Genomic DNA, 19,532 nt, shown 5'->3' on the forward strand with positions numbered 1-19,532 from the left:
TGGGACCCGGGGGCCGTCTCGCGACGGCCCCCGGGCGGGTCATGCCCTGTGATCGGGCGGGGACGTACGACGCCGCGCAGCTCGCGGTCCCGTGCGCCGGGCGGCACTCACTCGCCGCGGTCGAACGCCTGCTGCACCAGGGTCTCCAGCTCCGCCGCGTGGCGCTTGGCCGAGCCGTTGGCGGGGGAGGCCGAGGCGGGGCGGGACGCGAGCGTGACCGGGCGGTCCAGCTGCGGCACGAGGTTCACGGCCATGAACGGCCACGCACCCTGGTTGGCGGGTTCGTCCTGAGCCCACAGGATCCGGGCCTCCGGGTAGCGCGCCAGCTGTTCTTTGATCTCGTCCACGGGCAGCGGGTAGAGCTGCTCCACGCGCACGATCGCGGTGGAGTGGTCGTCCGAGTTCTTCCGCTGGGTCACGAGGTCGTAGTACAACCGACCGGAGACCAGGATGACGTCGGTGACCTTGGCGTCGTCGAGCCCGGCGGTGTCGGGGATGACCGTCTGGAAGCCGCCCTGCGTGAACTCCTCCACCGGGGACGCCGCGGCCTTCAGGCGCAGCAGCTGCTTGGGCGTGGCCACGATCAGCGGGCGGCGCGGCCGGGAGTAGGCCTGGCGGCGCAGCAGGTGGAAGTGGTTGGCCGGGGTGGAGGGCTGGGCCACGATCATGTTCTTCTCGGCGCACAGCGTCAGGAAGCGCTCGATGCGCGCAGAGGAGTGGTCCGGGCCCTGGCCCTCGAAGCCGTGGGGCAGCAGCAGCACCAGGTTGGAGCGCTGGCCCCACTTCTGCTCCGCGGAGGAGATGAACTCGTCCACGATGGTCTGTGCGCCGTTGGTGAAGTCACCGAACTGCGCCTCCCACACGGTCAGCGCCTCGGGCCGCTCCACGGAGTAGCCGTACTCGAAGCCCAGCACCCCGTACTCGGAGAGCAGGGAGTTGTAGATCGAGAAGTGCGCCTGGTCCGCGGAGAGGTTGTTCAGTGGCGTCCACTCCGCACCGTTCTCGGCGTCGAAGAACACGGCCTGGCGCTGGGTGAAGGTGCCGCGGCGCACGTCCTGCCCGGACATCCGCACGGGCACGCCGTCCATGAGCACGGAGCCGAAGGCCATCAGCTCGCCCATGCCCCAGTCGATGCCGCCCTCGCGGGTCATGTCCCGGCGCTTCTCCGCGAGCTTCTTGAGCTTGCGGTGCATGGTGAAGCCCTCGGGCATCTGCACGTAGGCGTCGCCGATGCGCTGGGCGGTCTCCGGGGAGATGGCCGTGGACTTGGGCACCGAGACCCCCGAGTCCGCCTGCTGGGCGGAGGGGCGCTCGATGTTGGCGATCGCGGCGGCGTCCCCGGTGACGAGCGGGACCGTGGAGGTCTGGGCCTCATGGGTCTCGGCGAAGACCCGCTCCAGGCGCTCCTGGTAGTCCTTCAGCGCGCGGTCCGCCTCCTCCTGGGTGATGTCCCCGCGGCCCACGAGGTTCTCGGTGTAGACCTTGCGAGTCGAGCGCTTGCCGTCGATCAGGGAGTACATCAGCGGTTGGGTCATCGAGGGGTCGTCGCCCTCGTTGTGGCCGCGGCGGCGGTAGCACACGAGGTCGATCACGACGTCGTGGTGGAAGCGCTGGCGGTACTCGAAGGCCAGCTGCGCCACACGGGTCACGGCCTCGGGGTCGTCCGCGTTGACGTGGAAGATGGGGGCCTGCACGGTGCGGGCCACGTCCGTGGAGTAGGTGGAGGTGCGTCCCGCGGACGGTGCCGTGGTGAAGCCCACCTGGTTGTTGACCACCACGTGGATGGTGCCGCCCACGGTGTAGCCCTCGAGCCCGGACATCTGCATGACCTCGTAGACGATGCCCTGCCCGGCCATGGCGGCGTCCCCGTGGACCTGGATCGGCAGCACGGGGAACTCGCCGTCGCCCTCTGGCCCGGCACCCAGCACGTCCGTCTTGGCGCGCGCGATGCCCTCGATCACGGGGTCCGCGGCCTCCAGGTGGGAGGGGTTCGCGGCCAGGTACACCTGGGTCTCGTTGCCGTTGTCGGACGTGAACACGCCCTCCGTGCCCAGGTGGTACTTCACGTCGCCCGAGCCCTCGGCGGCACGGGGGTCCTGGCTGCCCTCGAACTCGCGGAACACCTGGGCGTAGGACTTGCCCGCGATGTTGGTGAGCACGTTCAGGCGCCCGCGGTGGGCCATGGCGATGCCCACGCCCGCGAGGGAGGCGTCCGCTGCCTCGGACATGATGGCGTCGAGCAGCGGGATCAGGGACTCGCCGCCCTCCAGGGAGAAGCGCTTCTGGCCCACGTACTTGGTCTGCAGGAAGGTCTCGAAGGCCTCCGCGGCGTTGAGCCGCTCCAGGATGTGGAACTGCTCCTCGCGAGAGGGCTTCTGGTAGTCGCGCTCGAGCTTGGACTGGAACCACTCGCGCTGCTCGGGCTCCTGGATGTGCATGTACTCCACGCCCACGGTGCGGCAGTAGGCGTCCCGCAGCCGGCCCAGGATCACGCGCAGGGTGAGCAGGTTCTGCCCGCCGAAGCCACCGGTGGGCCACTCGCGCTCGAGGTCCCACAGGGTCAGCCCGTAGGTGCGGATGTCGAGGTCCGGGTGCTTGCGCATCACGTACTCGAGCGGGTTGGTGTCCGCCATGAGGTGCCCGCGCACGCGGTAGGAGTGGATCAGCTGCTGGATCCGGGCGACCTTGTTGATCTGGATCTCCGGGTTGACCTGGTTGTCCACTGCCCAGCGCACGGGCTCATAGGGGATCCGCAGGGCCTCGAAGATGTGGTCGTAGAAGTCGTCCCCGCCCAGCAGGTAGTGCTCCACGAGCTTGAGGAACTCGCCGGAGCCGGCGCCCTGGATCACGCGGTGGTCGTAGGTGGAGGTCAGGGTGATGACCTTGGAGACGGCGTTGCGGGCAATCGTGCGGGGGGAGGCGCCCTTGTACTCGGCGGGGTAGTCCAGCGCGCCCACGCCGATAATGCAGGCCTGGCCCTTGGACAGCCGCGGCACGGAGTGCACGGTGCCGATCCCGCCCGGGTTGGTCAGCGAGACGGTGGTGCCGGAGTAGTCCTCCATGGTCAGCGCGCCGTTGCGACCGCGCTTGACGATGTCCTCGTAGGAGGTCCAGAACTCCTGGAAGGACATGGTCTCGGCGCCCTTGATGTTGGGCACCACCAGGTTGCGGGAGCCGTCCTTGTTGGGGATGTCGATGGCGATCCCGAAGTTCACGTGCGCCGGGTGGATCGCGGCGGGCTTGCCGTCGGACTCGTCGTAGACCACGTTCATGGACGGGAAGCTGGACAGCGCACGGATCACGGCGTAGCCCACCAGGTGGGTGAAGGAGACCTTGCCGCCGCGGTTGCGGGCCAGGTGCGAGTTGATCACCATGCGGTTGTCGATCAGCAGCTTGGCGGGCACGGCGCGCACGGTGGTGGCGGTGGGCACGCTCAGGGAGGCGTCCATGTTGGCGGCCACGGCCTTGGCGGGTCCGCGCAGCTTGACCACCTTGTCCTCGGCGGGCTTCTCGGGGGCCTTGGCCGGGGTGTCCTCCTTGCGGTCCTCCGGCTGGGCGCGGATGGGACGCTTGGTGGCGGATCCCTCGGGGCTGTCAGCTTCGGTGTCCACGCCCTCGGGCCGTCCTTTCGCCTTGGCGCCGGTCGCTGCGGGAGCAGGGGACTGCGCGCGATCGGCCTTCTGAGGGGTCTTGGCGGCCGCGGGGGCCGACGACTTGCGTGCGGCGGGCGCGGGCGTGGTGCTCGCGGCCGGGCGCTCGCGGGCCGTCTCGGGTGCCGGGGTGCCGTCCTCGGCCGCCATCTGCTCGAAGATGGGCCACCACTTCTTGTCCACGGAGTTCTTGTCCGCCTGGTACTTCTCGAACAGCTCGTCCACGAGCCACTCGTTGCCGGCAAACTCTTCGGGGATCAGGTGATGCGGCTGGTCTGGCACGAGTGATACGCCTCTTCCATCTGTGCTGGGTGTCCCGGGTGGCGAGCTGGTCCTCGCGGCCCCTGTGTGGCTCCCACGGAGTGTACTGCGCGTGGGCAAGCCCGACGGGCTTCGCGCATGCAAAGCCATATCCGGTATCAAGTCTAGTGAGGCGGCCGGACGCGTGCCACCTGTTGCGGTGCGCGGCGGCGCGCTCCGGCGGCCGTGGGGCGCGGGGCGGCGGGGGCGACGTCGCACGGTCCGGTGCGCGGGCGGCGTCGCCTTTCGCGCGGGGCCCTCGCACGGCTCACGACGGCGCCCGCGCGCCGCACGCGCGGGGCCCGCCACGACCACGGGACGCGCCCGAGGACCCGCCGCCCGGACCTCGTGACTCCCGTGGCCGCACCCGGTGGTGGCCGCGGCGCGCCGTCCACGGTGCCCGCGTGACGGGGTGCGGCAGGCGGCCCCGCCGGAGGTCTCGGACGCGCGTCACGTCCGGTGTGCTCCCGCCCGGGCGACCAACGGGTCCGTAGACTCTGCTTCCGTGCGCTTCCTCACAACTCCCACCACGGACCTCACCTACAACGACGTCTTCCTGGTGCCCTCGATGTCTAGGGTCACGTCCCGCTTCGACGTGGACCTCTCGCCCGCTGACGGCACCGGCTCCACCATCCCGGTCGTGGCCGCGAATATGACCGCGGTGACCGGGCGGCGGATGACCGAGACCATGGCACGCCGCGGCGGGCTGGGCATCCTGCCGCAGGACATCCCCCTGGACGTGATCGCGGAGGTCACCGCGTGGGTCAAGCAGCGCTCGCCGCGCTGGGAGACCCCTGTGGTGCTGGGGCGCACCAGCACGGTGCACGACGCCCTCGGGATCATGCACAAGCGCCCGCACGGGCTGGTGGTCGTCGTGGACGAGGACGGTGGCTACGAGGGGCTCGTGCTGGAGGCGGACTGCCGCGACGTCGACCGCTTCACGCAGCTGGGGGACCTGGCGCGCGGGGACGGGCCGCAGTTCCAGGAGGAGGACGTCCCGGCGGACGGGGACACGGCCGCCCTGCGCAGCGTGTACGAGACCATGGCGCAGGCCCGCGTGAGCGCGGCACCCGTGCTGCGGGGCCGCACCGTGGCCGGTCTCGTGACCCGGCAGGGGCTGGTGCGCTCCACCATCTACACCCCCTCCGTGGATGCCCGGGGGCGGCTGCGCGTGGGCGCGGCCGTGGGGATCAACGGCGACGTGGGGGAAAAGGCCGCCCGGCTGCTCGAGGCCGGTGTGGACGTCCTCGTGGTGGACACCGCCCACGGGCACCAGGTCAAGGCCATGGAGGCGGTGGCGGCCGTCCGGGCGCTGAACCCGCAGGTCCCGGTGGTCGCGGGCAACGTAGTCACCGGCGACGGCGTCCGGGACCTCGTCTCGGCGGGCGCGGACATCGTCAAGGTCGGCGTGGGCCCGGGGGCCATGTGCACCACGCGCATGATGACCGCGGTGGGGCGCCCGCAGTTCTCCGCGGTGGTGGAGTGCGCGGAGGCCGCGGCGGACCTCGGCGCCCACGTGTGGGCCGACGGCGGCGTGAAGCACCCCCGCGACGTCGCCCTGGCTCTCGCCGCCGGGGCGAGCCAGGTGATGGTGGGCTCGTGGTTCGCGGGCACGCACGAGGGCCCGGGCGAGATCACCGTGGACGCCGCCGGGCGGGCCTACAAGGAGTCCTTCGGCATGGCGTCCGCGCGGGCCGTGAGGCACCGCACCATCGGCGAGGACCGGTTCTCCCGGGCGCGCAAGGCGCTGTTCGAGGAGGGGATCTCCAACTCCACCATGTACCTGGACCCCCAGCGGCCCGGCGTGGAGGACCTTCTGGACCACATCACCTCCGGGGTGCGCAGCTCCATGACGTATGCCGGGGCGGCCTCGCTGCCGCAGTTCTCCTCCCGGGCCGTGGTGGGCATCCAGTCCCAGTCCGGCTACGACGAGGGGCGCCCGCGCTCGGAGTCCTGGTCCTGACCCGGCGACGTTCTCATCCCCGGTCTAGATGAGAATGGTTAGTGATATGATCGCCGTCAGTTTTGATGACACTGATTCTCATCGCGCCCGGGAGCGGAGCGCGGCGGGGATCCGAGCTGGGAGCTGATGCCCGTGACCGATCGCACCACCCGCCCCGTGGCCAGGACCGCGGCGGCCCTCGCCGCCCTGGGCGCCCTGACCCTGACCGGCTGCTCGGCCGGCGGCACACCGGAGACCGGGCAGTCTGCGGGTGGCGAGCAGAGGATCCGGGTGGTCACCTCCACGAACGTCTACGCGGACCTCGCGGCCCAGGTGGGCGGGGACAAGGTGGAGGCCACGCCGGTGATCGACTCCACGGCCCAGGACCCGCACTCCTACGAGGCCACCCCCCAGGACCGGCTGGCGGTGGAGAAGGCCGACCTCGTGGTCCGCAACGGCGGTGGCTACGACGAGTTCATGAGCGACCTCTCGCCGCAGGGCCAGCACGTGGTGGACGCCGTGGCGGCCTCCGGGCTGCAGTCCGAGGACCAGAAGAAGCAGACCGAGGAGCACGACCACGCCGCGGGGGACGCGCACCACCACCACGGAGGGTTCAACGAGCACGTGTGGTACGACGTGGAGTCCATGTCCACCGTGGTGGAGCGCATCGCGCAGCAGCTGGGGGAGGTGGACCAGCAGAACCGGCAGTACTACGCGGACAACGCCGCGACCCTGCGCACGGAGCTCTCGGGGGTGGAGCGGCGCGTCAAGGGCATCGGGGGCAGCGGCGGGTACGTGGCCACCGAACCCGTGCCCGGCTACCTCCTGGAGGACGCCGGTCTGCACGACGACACCCCGGCCGCGTTCACCGAGGCCGTGGACGCCGGCTCGGACGCCCCGGCGGCCGTGCTCAACGAGACGCTCGAGCTGGTGCGCGGGGACCACGTGGCCATGCTGGCGTTCAACAAGCAGACGTCCACGGGCCAGACCGAGCGGCTGCGCACCACCGCCCAGGACTCCGGCAAGCCCGTGGTGGAGTTCACCGAGACCATCCCGGACGGCATGACGTACCAGCAGTGGATGGGCGAGAACGTGGACCACGTGGCCCAGGCCCTGAAGAAGTAGGGGCGTGGACCCGGTGACAGCACGCACGACTGCCGGCTCCCCGGCGGCGGACCCCGCGGCGGGACAGGGACGCGCGGTGGGCGCCGCCGCGCACCCCGAGCCGGTGATCACGCTCGAGGACGCCCGGCTCTCGTTCGGGGACCGCACCCTGTGGTCCGGGCTCGACCTGAGCGTGGCACCGGGGGAGTACCTCGCGGTGCTCGGCTCCAACGGCACGGGCAAGACCAGTTTCCTCAAGGTGCTGCTGGGGCTGCTGCCCCTGACCGGCGGGACCGTGAGCGTCAACGGCACCCGCCCCCGCGCCGCGTCCTCCCGCGTGGGCTACGTGCCCCAGCAGCGCGGCTTCCCCGAGCGCACGCCCCTGCGGGCCCGGGACCTCGTGGCCCAGGGCGTGGACGGGCACCGCTGGGGCATCCGGCTGCACCCGGCCCGGGTGCACCGCCGCGTGGACGAGCTGCTCGAGCGCGTGGGCGCCACCGAGTACGCGAACGCCCCCGTGGGGCTGCTCTCCGGCGGTGAGCAGCAGCGGCTGCGCGTGGCCCAGGCGCTCGCGGCGGACCCCACCGTGATGCTGTGCGACGAGGCCCTGCTGTCCCTGGACCTGCACCACCAGCACGTGGTCAGCGAGCTGGTGCACGAGCAGCGCCAGCGCACCGGCTGCGCCGTGGTGTTCGTGACGCACGACGTGAACCCGATCATCGAGCACGTGGACCGCATCCTGTACCTGGCCAACGGCTCCTTCCGCATCGGCACCCCGGACGAGGTGCTCCGTTCGGACGTGCTCTCGCAGCTGTACGGCACACGGATCGAGGTGCTGCGCAGCAACGGCCGGATCCTGGTGACCGGAAGCCCCGACAGCACGCACCACACCGACGCCCCCGAGGAGATCCTCCCGTGACCACGGCCGCCATCGACTGGAGCTCGCTGCTGGGCTCCGTGTTCGTCTTCGACAACTACGGCGAGCTGCTGTCCCTGCTGCGCAACTCGATCTGGGCGGGGGCGGTGCTCGGGCTCGTGGGCGGGCTCGTGGGCACGTTCGTGATGATGCGGGACCTGGCCTTCTCCGTGCACGGGATCGCGGAGCTCTCCTTCGCGGGCGCGGCCGCTGCCCTGCTGGTGGGCGGGGACGTGGTCACGGGTTCGCTCGTGGGCTCGGTGCTTGCGGCGCTGATCATGGGCTTCACGGGGCTGCGGGCGCGCGAGGGCAACTCCTTCGTGGGGGTGCTGATGCCGTTCGGGCTGGGCCTGGGGATCCTGTTCCTGTCCCTCTACGAGGGGCGCTCCTCCAACAAGTTCTCGCTGCTCACGGGCCAGATCGTCTCGGTCTCGTCCCTGCAGCTGACCTCGATGCTCGCCCTGTCCGCGGTGGTGGTCGTGGCACTCGTGGCGCTGTGGCGCCCGCTGACGTTCGCGAGCACGGACCCGATGGTGGCGCAGGCCAAGGGACTGCCGGTGCGGGGGCTGGCCATCGCGTTCATGGTGCTGCTGGGAATCTCGGTGGCGCTGTCGGTGCAGATCGTGGGCTCGCTGCTCGTGCTCGCGCTGCTGATCACGCCGGCCGCGGCGGCCATGAACCTCACGGCGAGCCCCGTGCGCACCGTGGTGCTCTCGGTGGTCTTCGCGGAGCTCGCCATGGTGGGCGGCATCCTGCTCGCGCTCGGCGGGAACCTCCCCATCAGCCCGTACGTCACCACCATCTCGTTCGTGCTGTGGCTGCTGTCCCGGGTGGTGCGCGCGGTGCGGGAGCGCTCGTCCTCCTACCGCCGCACGACGACGCCGCAGGGCTCCGGCGCGCAGCGCACCGTCGCCTGAGCGCGGGGCTCCCAGCAGGGCGACCACCGCGGCGACCCCGGCACGGCACCGCAGGCGCGACGGCTCAGAACAGGACGTCGAGGGAGGCGGGAAGCACCCGCAGCGACACGGGCAGCGGACCCAGCCGTTCGCCGTCGCCGTACGCGGTGTCCCCGCGGGACTTCCGGCCACCCGTGCCCGCGACGGCCACGGAGGCCGCCACGGCGGGTTCCACCGCCACCTCGGGCAGCAGCTCGTGGGTGCCCAGCCGCAGGCGGGGCAGCGAGGTCACGAACGTCACGGGGCCCACGTCGGAGACCATGAACAGCTCCGCCGCGCCGTCCCGGGCGTCCGCGCGGGGCACGATCCTCAGCCCGCCCCCGATCGAGGACGTGTTGGCGAACGTGAGCAGTGTGAGGTTCCGCCGCGCGGTGTGCGGCCGCCCGTCCGGGGACGTCCACGAGAGGTCGTAGCACCGTGCGCGCAGCCGCACGAGGTCCACGGCCAGCGCGGCCGTGTACTTGGCGGAGGCCCTGATCCGGTGCCAGCGGTTGGCGCGGGCGTTCACGCGAGCGTCGAGCCCGAGGCACACCGCGGTGGCGCACACGTGCCGGGTGCCGTCCGCGCACGTGACGTGCACGAGGTCCATGGCGCGCGGCGGTGACTCCAGCCCGCGCAGCACCCGGCCGGCGGCGCGCTCGACGTCCCGGGACGCCACCCCGTGGAAGCGCGCGAGATCGTTGCCGGAGCCCGCGGGGACGAGCCCGAGCGGGACGGCGATCCCCTGGTCCCGGAGGGTGTGCAGGCTCTGCAGGACGAGGTGGACCATGCCGTCACCGCCCACGGCCACCACGGCGGACACCGTCTGGGACCCGGCGCGCAGGGCGGCCGTGAGGTCGTGGGAGAGCTCCTGGGCGGTGGCTGCCGCCAGGGCGCGCGGCCGGTAGCCCCCGGCGCGCAGGATGCCGGCCGTGCGCTCGCAGGCGTCACGGGCGGCCCGCGAGGACCCGTTGTGGACCAGCAGGATCTCCCGGGGCCCGCTCACCGGGCGGGGTCCGCGGACCCGGCCGCGCGCTCGGCGGCGCGGCACTGCTCGCAGATCCCCGAGATCTCCACGGTGTGGTCTACGTCCGCGTAGCCGTAGCGCCGGGCGGTGGCCTCGGCCCACGTCTCCACGTCAGGGGCCTCGATCTCCACGGCGGCACCGCACGAGCGGCACACGAGGTGGTGGTGGTGGTGCTGCGCCTCGCACCGGCGGTAGATGGCCTCCCCGTCCGCGGAGCGCAGCACGTCCACCTGCCCCAGCTCGGCCATGGACTGCAGGATCCGGTACGTGGTGGCCAGGGACACGGACTCGCCCTGGTCCTTCAGCAGCCGGTGCAGGTCCTGGGTGGAGATGAAGTCCTCCAGGCGCTGCAGTGCACCGGTCACCGCACGGCGCTGCTTCGTGTTACGAACCTCCGCGGGTTCGGTGGTCTTGGTGCTCAACCCTGGCGTCCTTTCCGCGAGCGGTCGTCCGGGTCATCTTAACGCGCGGCACGGACATGCGCGGCGAGACGGTCCCCGTGCGGGTGGTCCTCGGTCCCCGACCACGGGGTCCGGCCCGGGGGCGGTCACGTGCACGGGTCGGGTGCGCCGGGGCCGCCCGTGGGTCGCGGAGACCTCCACGGAGCCCCGGCGGGCCGCTAGGGTGGCACCATGCTGCTGACCAAGTTCTCCCATTCGTGCGTGCGGCTCGAGAAGGACGGCGCGGTGCTGGTGATCGACCCCGGAACGTTCTCGGAGGTCGAGGAGGCACTCCACGGAGCGGACACCGTGCTCGTCACGCACGTGCACCCGGACCACTGCGACGTGCCCCGTGTCGCCGCCGTGCTGGAGTCGACACCCGGTCTCTCGCTCCACGCCCCGGCCGCCGTGGTCGAGGAGCTCTCCCAGCACGTCAGGGACACCTCGCGCCTGCACGCCGTCACCGCGGACACCGCGTTCGAGGCCGGCCCGTTCTCGGTGACCACCCACGGCGGTCAGCACGCGCTGATCCACCCCCTGATCCCCACCGTGGCCAACGTGGGCTACGTGGTTGACGACGCCGTGTTCCACCCCGGTGACTCGTTCACGGTTCCGCGCGGGGTCACGGTTCCCACCGTCCTGGTGCCCCTGCACGCGCCGTGGTCCAAGATGTCCGAGGTCATCGACTTCGTGATCGCCACCCGGGCCACCACCGTGTTCCAGATCCACGACGCCCTGCTCTCGGAGAACGGCTTCGGCGTGGTCGAGGCGCAGGTCGCCCACTTCGCTGGACTCTACGGAACCAGCTACCGCCACCTGTCCCCGCGCGAGAGCGTGGAGATCACCACCAGCTGACCCGGCCGGCGGACCGTCGGCCACCCACCGAGGAGAGGACTCCACCGTGAGCTCAGTGTTCACCAAGATCATCGAGGGCGAGCTGCCCGGCCGCTTCGTCTGGGCCGACGAACAGTGCGTCGCGTTCCTGTCCATCCAGCCGCTCGCCCAGGGCCACGTGCTCGTGGTCCCGCGCCGGGAGGTGGACGCGTGGATCAACCTCCCCGAGGAGTTGGCCACCCATCTCATGACGGTGTCCCGGGCCATCGGCCGGGCTGTGGACGCCGCCTTCTCCCCGAAGCGCGTGGGCCTCATGATCCAGGGCTTCGAGGTGCCCCACACCCACCTGCACGTGTGGCCCACCAACTCGATCGAGGAGTTCGACTTCGCGAACGTGGACCGGGACCCGGACGCCGCGCTCATGGACGAGTCCGCCCGCCGGATCCGCGAGGCACTCGTGGCCCAGGGTCACGAGGACACGGTGCCGTCGCAGCGCTGACGCCCACCGGCCCGGGACGCGGGGACGCCGCCCCGCGTCCCGAGCGGGCTCCGCATCGCAGCCGCGGGGCGGCGGGGCCCGGTCCCGCGCCGGGTCTCAGCCCAGCTCGCGCAGCTTCTTCCGCAGCCGCTTCTCCGAGACGGTGTGCGCGGTGCCCAGTTCCTGCGCGAAGAACGAGACCCGCAGCTCCTCCAGGTCCCAGCGGATCTCCCGGAGCGCCGCGGGGGTGGGCACCGTGGGCGGCACGGTGTCCAGGGCGGCACGGTACGCTGCCTCGAGTTCGTGAACCGTCTGCATGGCCACCGCGTCGCGCTGCAGGTGACCGGAGAGCTTGTCCAACCGGGCGTTGACCCCGGCCAGGTAGCGGGGCAGGTGCTGAAGGGCCTGCCACCCGGTGCGTGCCACGAAACCGGGGTGGATGAGCCGGTCCACCTGCTCCGCCATGTCCGTGAACGCGGGCACCGCGCCCAGGGATCCGGGTTTCTTCAGCCGTTTGCGCACCGTGGTCGCCTCCGTGAGCGCGGTGGTCACGAGCGCCGTGACGTCGAAGACCGTGTCGATGAGCTCCGCCCGCACGTGCTCGGCCAGCCGGTCGAACTCCGCCCGGGTGAACGGGGGGTCGTGGGGCACCAGCCTGTCGATCGCCGCACCGGTGCAGTCGTGGATCAGGGCCTCCACGGAGCCGTGGGGGTTCTGGGTGAAGATCAGCCGCTCGCGCTGGCTGAGGTGGTCCACCACGTAGCGGTGCACGGAGGGCAGCACGCGCTGCAGCAGCGCGATCACGCCGTCGCGCTGGGCCGCGCGCTGCTCCTCGGGGTCGCTCAGGATCCGCAGGTCCACGCGCGGGGGCTCCGTGCTCCCCGGTTTCTCCGGCGCCACGGCCACGAGCGTGGGGTAGCCGGTGACCGTCTGGCCGGCCACGGTGGTCTCCACGCTGCGGGGCGGATCCGGCTCGGGCCACGCGCGCAGGTCGGTGCGTTCCAGGGACGCGCTCGACGCCGCCCGCTCGTCCGGGCGCGCACTGCCCCGGCCCTTGCGGTCGTCGCGACCGGAGCGCCGGCCGCGCCGCGAACCGGGCGCGGCGTCGTCGTCCCCGCCGGAGGCCGCGCTCGCGGAGGTGCCCGCGGCGTCGTAGAGCTGGGCGGCGGCCTGCCCCAGCGACTGCGCGAGGGCCTCGCGCACGCGCGGACGCAACCGCTGCTTGAGCTCGGTGAGGTCGTCCCCGCGGCCGAGCACCGCGCTGCGGGCGTCCCGGACCTCGAAGCGCATCCGCAGGTGCGGGGGCAGCGTCTCGGGGTGGAAGTCGGAGGCCTGCACGGGGTGCCCGCGCATCCGGCGCAGCACCGTGGCGAGGGCCTCGAGCAGCGAGCCGGAGGGCGGGTCGAACTCCTCGTCCAGCCGGCGCACGGCCGCGGCCGCGGTGTCCGGGGCCGGCACGAAGTTGCGGCGCACGGCCTTGGGCAGGGACTTGATCAGCGCGGTGACCAGCTCCACCCGCAGGCCGGGAATGTGCCACTCGAACTGCTCGGGGGCGAGCCGGTCCAGGAACAGCACGGGGATCCGCACCGTGACACCGTCCGCGGTGTCCGTGCCCGGGGCGAACTCGTAGTCCAGGTCCAGGCTGAGGTCCCCCTCGGGGGAGTGCACGTGCCACGAGCGCGGGAACGAGTCCGTGTCCAGGGCCGGGGCCTCGGGCGCGATGAGGTCCTCGGGGGTGAGGTCCAGCAGGTGCTCGTCCTGGTGGCGGGCCTTCTTCCACCACGCGTCGAAGTGGCGCTGCGAGACCACGTTCGCGGGGACCCGGGCGTCGTAGAAGTCGAACAAGACCTGGTCGTCCACGCGCAGGTCCTTGCGGCGCATCCGGTTCTCGAGCTCCTCGACCTCCGCGAGCGCCTTGCGGTTGCGCTTGACGAAGGTGTGGCGCGTCTGCCAGTCGCCCTCCACCAGGGCGTGGCGGATGAACAGCTCCCGGGAGAGCTCGGGGTCGATCGAGGAGAACAGCACGGGGCGCTCGCTGACCAGCGGCAGCCCGTAGAGCGTGACCTTCTCGGAGGCCATCACGGCACCGCGCGAGCGGGACCAGTGCGGTTCGGAGTAGGAGCGCTTCACCAGCGACGGCGCGATCTCCTCCGCCCACTCGGGCTGGATCGCCGCGTTGGTGCGGGCCCACAGCCGGGAGGTCTCCACCAGCTCGGCGGAGACGATCCAGTCCGGGGACTTCTTGAACAGTGCGGAGCCCGGGAAGATCGCGAACCGCGTGCCGCGCGCGCCCCGGTACTCGCGGCTGCGCTCGTCCCGCACGCCGATGTTGCTGAGCAGCCCCGAGAGCAGGGACTTGTGAACGTCGTCCTGGTGCGCGGCCACGTCGATCTCCCGGGAACCGCCCACGTCGATGCCCGACTGCCGGGCGATCTGGCGCAGCTGCGCGTAGAGGTCCTGCCACTCGCGGATGCGCAGGAAGTTCAGGTACTCGCGCCGGCACAGCTTGCGGAACTGCGAGGAGGACAGCTCGGCCTGCTGCTCCTGCAGGTACTGCCACAGCAGCCCGTAGGAGAGGAAGTCGCTGGTCTTGTCCTTGAACCGGGCGTGGAACTCGTCAGCGGCCTGGCGCTTCTCGAGTGGACGCTCCCGCGGGTCCTGGACGGTCAGGGCCGCCGTGAGCACGAGCACCTCGCGCGCGCAGCCGCGGCGGTCCGCCTCCACGATCATCCGACCCAGACGCGGGTCCACGGGCAGGGCCGCGAGGATCTCACCGGTGCGGGTCAGCGGGCCGCGGGCTCCGCCCTTCCGGCCACGGCCCCGGCGTCCGCCACGGGACCGGCGCGCGGGCGGCGACGCCGCGTCGTCGTGCTCCGCAGAGGCGCCCGGCCCGCGCAGGGCACCGAGCTCCTGCAGCAGCACCACGCCGTCCTTGACGGCGCGCGGGTCCGGCTTCTGCACGAACGGGAAGTCCAGGATGTCGCCGGGCTCCCGGACCACGCCCACGGAGATCATCTGCAGGATCACCGCGGCCAGGTTGGTGCGCAGGATCTCGGGGTCCGTGAACTCGGGGCGGGACTCGAAGTCCTCCTCCGAGTACAGCCGGATGCACACACCGTCCGAGGTGCGCCCGGAGCGGCCCGACCGCTGCTTGGCCGACGCCTGCGAGATCCGCTCGATCGGCAGGCGCTGGACCTTGGTGCGCGCCGAGTACCGCGAGATGCGAGCGGTGCCGGGATCCACCACGTACTTGATGCCGGGGACCGTCAGGGACGTCTCCGCCACGTTGGTGGCCAGCACGATGCGGCGGTGGGAGGACTGCGAGAACACCCGGTTCTGCTCCGCCATGGACAGCCGCCCGAACAGGGGGAGGATCTGGGTCCCGGCCAGGGAGCGGTGGGAGTCGATGACCTTCTGCAGCGCGTCCTGCGCGTCGCGGATCTCGCGCTCACCCGCGAAGAACACGAGGATGTCCCCGCGCGGTTCCCGGGAGAGCTCCACCACGGCGTCGCACACGGCGTCGATCGGGTCCCGGTCCTCGTCCGCGAGGCCGTCCCCGGTGTCCTCCTCGTCCGGCCCGCCGTCACCGCTGCGCTCCTGCGTGAGCGGGCGGTAGCGGATCTCCACCGGGTAGGTGCGCCCGGAGACCTCGATGACCGGCGCCGGCACGGGCTCGGCCTCCGGGTGCTCGGGGTCCGGCTGCGCGAAGTGCTCCGCGAAGCGCTGGGGGTCGATGGTCGCGGAGGTGATGACCACCTTCAGGTCCGGCCGCTGGGGAAGCAGCCGGCGGAGGTAGCCCAGCAGGAAGTCGATGTTGAGCGAGCGCTCGTGGGCCTCGTCGATGATGATCGCGTTGTAGCGCGAGAGCGTGGGGTCGTGGCTGATCTCGGCCAGCATGATGCCGTCCGTCATGAGCTTGATCCTGGAGTCCCTGCCCACCTCGGACGTGAACCGCACCTGGTAGCCCACGGTGGCACCCACGCGCTCGCCGAGCTCGTGGGCGATCCGCTCCGCGACCGAGCGCGCGGCGATCCTGCGCGGCTGGGTGTGCCCGATCAGACCGCGCTCGCCCAGGCCCAGCTCGAGGCACATCTTGGGCAGCTGGGTGGTCTTGCCGGAGCCGGTCTCACCGGCGACCACCACCACCTGGTTCTCCCGGATGGCGGACATGATGTCCTCCCGGCGCGCGGAGACGGGGAGGTTGTCCGGGTACACGATGCGGGGCGTGGCGAGGGGCTCAGTCATGACAATCGTGCAGTCTACGGGCCGCCCCCGACACACGCAGGCGCCGTGGTTGCCGCACGGGCGACACGCGCACGTGTCCCTACATGTGAGCTGCGTCTCTTTTTCGACCGATCGGCAGGTAATATCCACTCATCATTGATCCGTGATGGAAGGAACCACCCCATGAAGCGTCTACTCCCGGTCGCCGCGGCGGCCACGACGGCCGCCCTGCTGCTCACCGGCTGCGGCTCCGGCGGCGAGCAGTCCGGAGACGGCAAGGAGGCCAAGAAGGTCACTGTGGGCATCTCGCAGTTCGTGGAGCACCCCTCTCTCGACGCCGCCCGTGAGGGCTTCGTGGAGGGCCTCAAGGAGGGCGGCTACACCGAGGGCGAGAACCTCACCCTGGACGTGCAGAACGCCTCCGGGGACCAGGCCACCGCCACCAACATCGCGTCCAACTTCGCGTCCTCCAAGGACGACCTCGTGCTGGGCATCGCCACCCCCTCCGCGCAGTCGCTGGCCCAGGCCGTGACGGACAAGCCCGTGCTGTTCACCGCGGTCACCGACCCCGTGGACGCCGGGCTCGTGAACTCCCAGGACGCCCCGGGCGGCAACGTCACCGGCACCACGGACATGAACCCCGTGGCGGACCAGATCAAGCTCGTCAAGCAGCTCAAGCCGAGCGCCAAGTCCGTGGGAATCATCTACAGCTCCGGCGAGACCAACTCCCAGATCCAGGTGGACGAGGCCAAGAAGGCCGCCCAGGCCGAGGGTCTGAAGGTCGTGGAGAAGACCGTGACCACCACGGCGGAGGTCGCCCAGGCCGCGGAGTCCTTCGACACCGACGCCATCTACGTGCCCACCGACAACAAGGTGGTGGCGGGTCTGGAGGCCGTGATCTCCGCCGCCGAGTCCAAGAAGATCCCGCTCATCGCGGGCGAGGGCGACTCCGTGGAGCGCGGCGCACTGGCCACCCAGGGTCTCAACTACAAGGACCTCGGCAAGCAGACCGGTGCCATGGCCGTGAAGATCCTCAAGGACGGCGCCAAGCCCGGTGAGATGGCCGTGGAGTCCCAGAAGGACACCAAGCTGATCCTCAACGCCAAGGCCGCCAAGGCCATGGGCGTGGAGATCCCGCAGAGCCTGCGGGACAAGGCCGACCAGGTCATCGAGTAGAACCGGTGATTGCTGGAATCGAACTCGGGCTGATCTACGCCGTGATGGCCCTGGGGGTGTACCTCACGTTCCGCGTGCTGGACTTCCCGGACCTCACGGTGGACCAGTCCTTCACGAGCGGGGCCGCCACCGCGGCCATGGTGATCCTGCACGGCGGCAGCCCCTGGGTGGCCACCGTGGTGGGCTTCGTGGTCGGCGGTCTCGCCGGGCTGATCACGGCGCTGCTGCACACCAAGGCGCGCATCAACGGGCTGCTCGCGGGCATCCTGACCATGACGGCGCTGTACTCGATCAACCTCCGGCTGATGGGCGGCAAGGCCAACCTCGCGCTGCTGCGCGAGGACACCGTCTTCACGCCGCTGCGCGAGGCCGGGCTGCAGGGCACCGTGGCGGGCGTGCTGCTCCTGCTGCTGGGCGTGCTGCTGGTGAAGGTGGTGCTGGACTGGTTCCTGTACACGGACGCCGGTCTGGCCATGCAGGCCACGGGCGACAACCCGGAGATGATCCGCTCCTTCGGCGTCAACACGGACGCGCAGAAGATCCTGGGACTGTGCCTGTCCAACGCCCTCGTGGGGCTGGCGGGTGCGCTGATCGCGCAGTACCAGGGCTTCGCGGACATCGGCATGGGCATCGGCATGATCGTGGTGGGCCTCGCCTCCGTGATCCTGGGCCAGGGCATCTTCGGCCACCGCACGGTGGTGGTGGCCACCCTCGCGGTGATCCTGGGCTCCGTGCTGTACCGCCTGGTCATCACGGTGGCGCTGCAGGCGGGGCTGAACCCCTCGGACATGAAGCTGATCTCCGCCGTGCTCGTGGTGGTGGCGCTCGTGCTGCCGCAGATGGCCGTGTTCAAGCGCTGGAAGCGACGCCGCACCCTCAAGGCGGCGCAGGAGGTGCAGGCGGACGTGGGCAGTGCCACCGAGCACCCCGTGACCGCGAGCATCGCCACCACGTCCGCCGGAAAGGGTGCGTGATCGCATGCTGAGTGTCACAGACGTCCGCAAGACCTTCTTCGCGGGCACCGTCAACGAGCGCGTGGCCCTCAACGGGGTGAGCCTCACCGTGAACGAGGGGGACTTCGTCACGGTGATCGGCTCCAACGGGGCGGGCAAGTCCACCCTGCTGAACACGGTGTCCGGGACGATCATCCCGGACAGCGGGGAGATCCGGGTGGGGGAGCGGGTGGTCACCCGGCTGCCCGAGCACCGCAAGGCCAGGTGGATCTCGCGCGTGTTCCAGGACCCCATGAAGGGCTCCTCGCCCACGCTGACCATCGAGCAGAACATGGCGATCGCGCAGCGCCGTGGCCGGTCCCGTGGACTCGCGCGCGGTGTCACCCGCGCCAGGCGCGAGGAGTTCAAGCGGGAGCTGCAGACCCTCGAGCTGGGTCTGGAGAACCGGTTGGGCGCCAAGGTGGGGCTGCTCTCGGGCGGTCAGCGCCAGGCGCTGTCCCTGCTGATGGCCACGTTCTCGGCCCCGGAGATCCTGCTGCTCGACGAGCACACGGCCGCGCTGGACCCCCAGCGGGCCCAGCACGTCACGGAGATCACCGAGCGGATCGTCAGCGAGCGCCACCTGACCACGCTCATGGTCACGCACAACATGGAGCAGGCCCTGCGCCTGGGCAACCGGCTCATCATGATGCACGAGGGCCGGATCCTCTTCGAGCTGGACGCCCGGCAGAAGGCAGAGGCCACCGTGGCGGACCTGCTGGCGGAGTTCCGCAAGCTGCAGGCGGCTACGGGCGAACCGGCACTGGATGACGCTACGCTTCTGGAAACAGCTCGCAGCGCCGCACCGGCGGCCGCCCCCTCCCGGGGCGTCCCCGCCGGCGGTGCTCCCACGGGTGGCTCCTCCGCTGCGGAGGTGGCACCGGAAGGCCAGTGATCACCATGAGTCAGCCCCGCCGCAGACAGCGCATGACGTCCGTCATCACTGCGGTGGGGCTGATTCTGCTCTTCGTGTGCTGCTTCTCCCTGCCGGAAGGGCTCGTGGCCCTGAGCCAGGCCTCCGCGGACCGCGGGGCGGTGCCCCTGGACGAGCGCGGCTGGGTCATGGTGGTGGTGGGCTTCGGAACCTTGTTCGTGGGCGGGGTGCTCACCATTGCCGGAGTGGTGCTGCGGCGCACCGCGGCCCCGCAGCCGGTGGCGGAGGACGAGCTGCTGGAGGAGCAGTACGGCGCGGACTCCGTGGTCAACGAGTACGACCCCCTGGAGCTGAACCCCAACTACAGGATCCGCGAGCAGCGGCGCGGGCGGCGCTGAGACACTGCTCTGAGACGACGGGGTCCTGCGCTCCCGAAGGGCGGCGCCCGCACAGCGCGGAGGTTCGTGTGCGCGGGCGGGGTGAAGAGGGCATGAAAAGTGCCCCCGACAAACCGAAACTGTCACCGGTTCGTTCCGCGCCCTCCCGCAAACGAACGTTTACGGCGGACCGCAAGCAACGGTCGAAATGAACAAGAACGGGGGAATCCGCCACAAAGTTGTCGCGGCGAGTGGCAAGACTC

At 71.2% G+C, this 19,532-nt stretch carries 14 protein-coding genes; 10 read left to right on the forward strand and 4 right to left on the reverse strand.

Annotated elements, in window-relative coordinates:
* Positions 1-107 precede the first annotated feature (107 nt).
* Entirely contained in the window at positions 108-3,932 is a 3,825-nt protein-coding gene (locus tag KRH_RS04565; RefSeq protein ID WP_012398013.1) for a multifunctional oxoglutarate decarboxylase/oxoglutarate dehydrogenase thiamine pyrophosphate-binding subunit/dihydrolipoyllysine-residue succinyltransferase subunit, read from the reverse strand.
* Between the two features lie 523 nt (positions 3,933-4,455).
* On the opposite strand from KRH_RS04565, the gene KRH_RS04570 reads away from it, so the two are divergent.
* The 4 genes from KRH_RS04570 (at position 4,456) to KRH_RS04585 (ending at position 8,829) form a co-directional block, all read left to right on the forward strand.
* A complete protein-coding gene (locus tag KRH_RS04570; protein WP_012398015.1) occupies positions 4,456-5,913 on the forward strand; it encodes a GuaB1 family IMP dehydrogenase-related protein in 1,458 nt (485 codons plus the stop codon).
* A 126-nt stretch (positions 5,914-6,039) separates the two neighbouring features.
* A complete protein-coding gene (locus KRH_RS04575) occupies positions 6,040-7,017 on the forward strand; it encodes a metal ABC transporter solute-binding protein, Zn/Mn family (protein ID WP_012398016.1) in 978 nt (325 codons plus the stop codon).
* A gap of 13 nt (positions 7,018-7,030) precedes the next feature.
* A complete protein-coding gene (locus tag KRH_RS04580; protein WP_012398017.1) occupies positions 7,031-7,915 on the forward strand; it encodes a metal ABC transporter ATP-binding protein in 885 nt (294 codons plus the stop codon).
* Positions 7,912-8,829 (forward strand): metal ABC transporter permease, encoded by a 918-nt coding sequence (locus KRH_RS04585; protein ID WP_012398018.1) that lies wholly within the window; start codon positions 7,912-7,914, stop codon positions 8,827-8,829. The genes KRH_RS04580 and KRH_RS04585 overlap by 4 nt, the downstream gene beginning before the upstream one ends.
* Before the next feature lie 64 nt (positions 8,830-8,893).
* Here KRH_RS04585 and KRH_RS04590 read toward each other — a convergent pair whose 3' ends face one another.
* The gene (locus tag KRH_RS04590) at positions 8,894-9,853 is read right to left on the reverse strand and encodes a diacylglycerol/lipid kinase family protein (RefSeq protein ID WP_012398019.1); all 960 of its coding nucleotides are present in this window, start codon (positions 9,851-9,853) and stop codon (positions 8,894-8,896) included.
* Complete coding sequence (locus KRH_RS04595; protein ID WP_012398020.1) at positions 9,850-10,296, reverse strand: Fur family transcriptional regulator; 447 nt, start codon at positions 10,294-10,296, stop codon at positions 9,850-9,852. Before KRH_RS04595 ends, KRH_RS04590 begins: the two co-directional genes overlap by 4 nt.
* Positions 10,297-10,506: 210 nt before the next feature.
* On the opposite strand from KRH_RS04595, the gene KRH_RS04600 reads away from it, so the two are divergent.
* Positions 10,507-11,169, forward strand: coding sequence for an MBL fold metallo-hydrolase (locus tag KRH_RS04600; protein ID WP_012398021.1), 663 nt, complete (start codon positions 10,507-10,509; stop codon positions 11,167-11,169).
* Between the two features lie 46 nt (positions 11,170-11,215).
* The gene (locus KRH_RS04605; protein WP_012398022.1) at positions 11,216-11,647 is read left to right on the forward strand and encodes an HIT family protein; all 432 of its coding nucleotides are present in this window, start codon (positions 11,216-11,218) and stop codon (positions 11,645-11,647) included.
* Between the two features lie 96 nt (positions 11,648-11,743).
* Here the strand turns inward: KRH_RS04605 and hrpA are convergent, their stop codons facing one another.
* Positions 11,744-15,871, reverse strand: coding sequence for an ATP-dependent RNA helicase HrpA (gene hrpA / locus KRH_RS04610; protein WP_041297332.1), 4,128 nt, complete (start codon positions 15,869-15,871; stop codon positions 11,744-11,746).
* Positions 15,872-16,033: 162 nt separating this feature from the next.
* Between hrpA and KRH_RS04615 the strand changes: the two genes are divergently transcribed.
* Genes KRH_RS04615 through KRH_RS04630 form a run of 4 tightly spaced genes read left to right on the forward strand, consistent with a single transcriptional unit; the run spans position 16,034 to position 19,290 of the window.
* Positions 16,034-17,026, forward strand: coding sequence for an ABC transporter substrate-binding protein (locus KRH_RS04615; RefSeq protein WP_012398024.1), 993 nt, complete (start codon positions 16,034-16,036; stop codon positions 17,024-17,026).
* Between the two features lie 5 nt (positions 17,027-17,031).
* Positions 17,032-18,000, forward strand: a complete 969-nt coding sequence (locus KRH_RS04620; RefSeq protein ID WP_012398025.1) for an ABC transporter permease — start codon at positions 17,032-17,034, stop codon at positions 17,998-18,000.
* 4 nt (positions 18,001-18,004) lie between these two features.
* Positions 18,005-18,913 (forward strand): ABC transporter ATP-binding protein, encoded by a 909-nt coding sequence (locus KRH_RS04625; protein WP_012398026.1) that lies wholly within the window; start codon positions 18,005-18,007, stop codon positions 18,911-18,913.
* Positions 18,914-18,918: 5 nt separating this feature from the next.
* Positions 18,919-19,290 carry a hypothetical protein gene (locus KRH_RS04630; protein ID WP_226905902.1) on the forward strand — a complete coding sequence of 124 codons (372 nt, stop codon included), beginning with the start codon at positions 18,919-18,921 and terminating at the stop codon, positions 19,288-19,290.
* Positions 19,291-19,532: the final 242 nt, after the last annotated feature.

It is taken from the genome of Kocuria rhizophila DC2201 (genome assembly GCF_000010285.1).
GTDB classification, from domain to species: Bacteria; Actinomycetota; Actinomycetes; order Actinomycetales; family Micrococcaceae; genus Kocuria; species Kocuria rhizophila_A.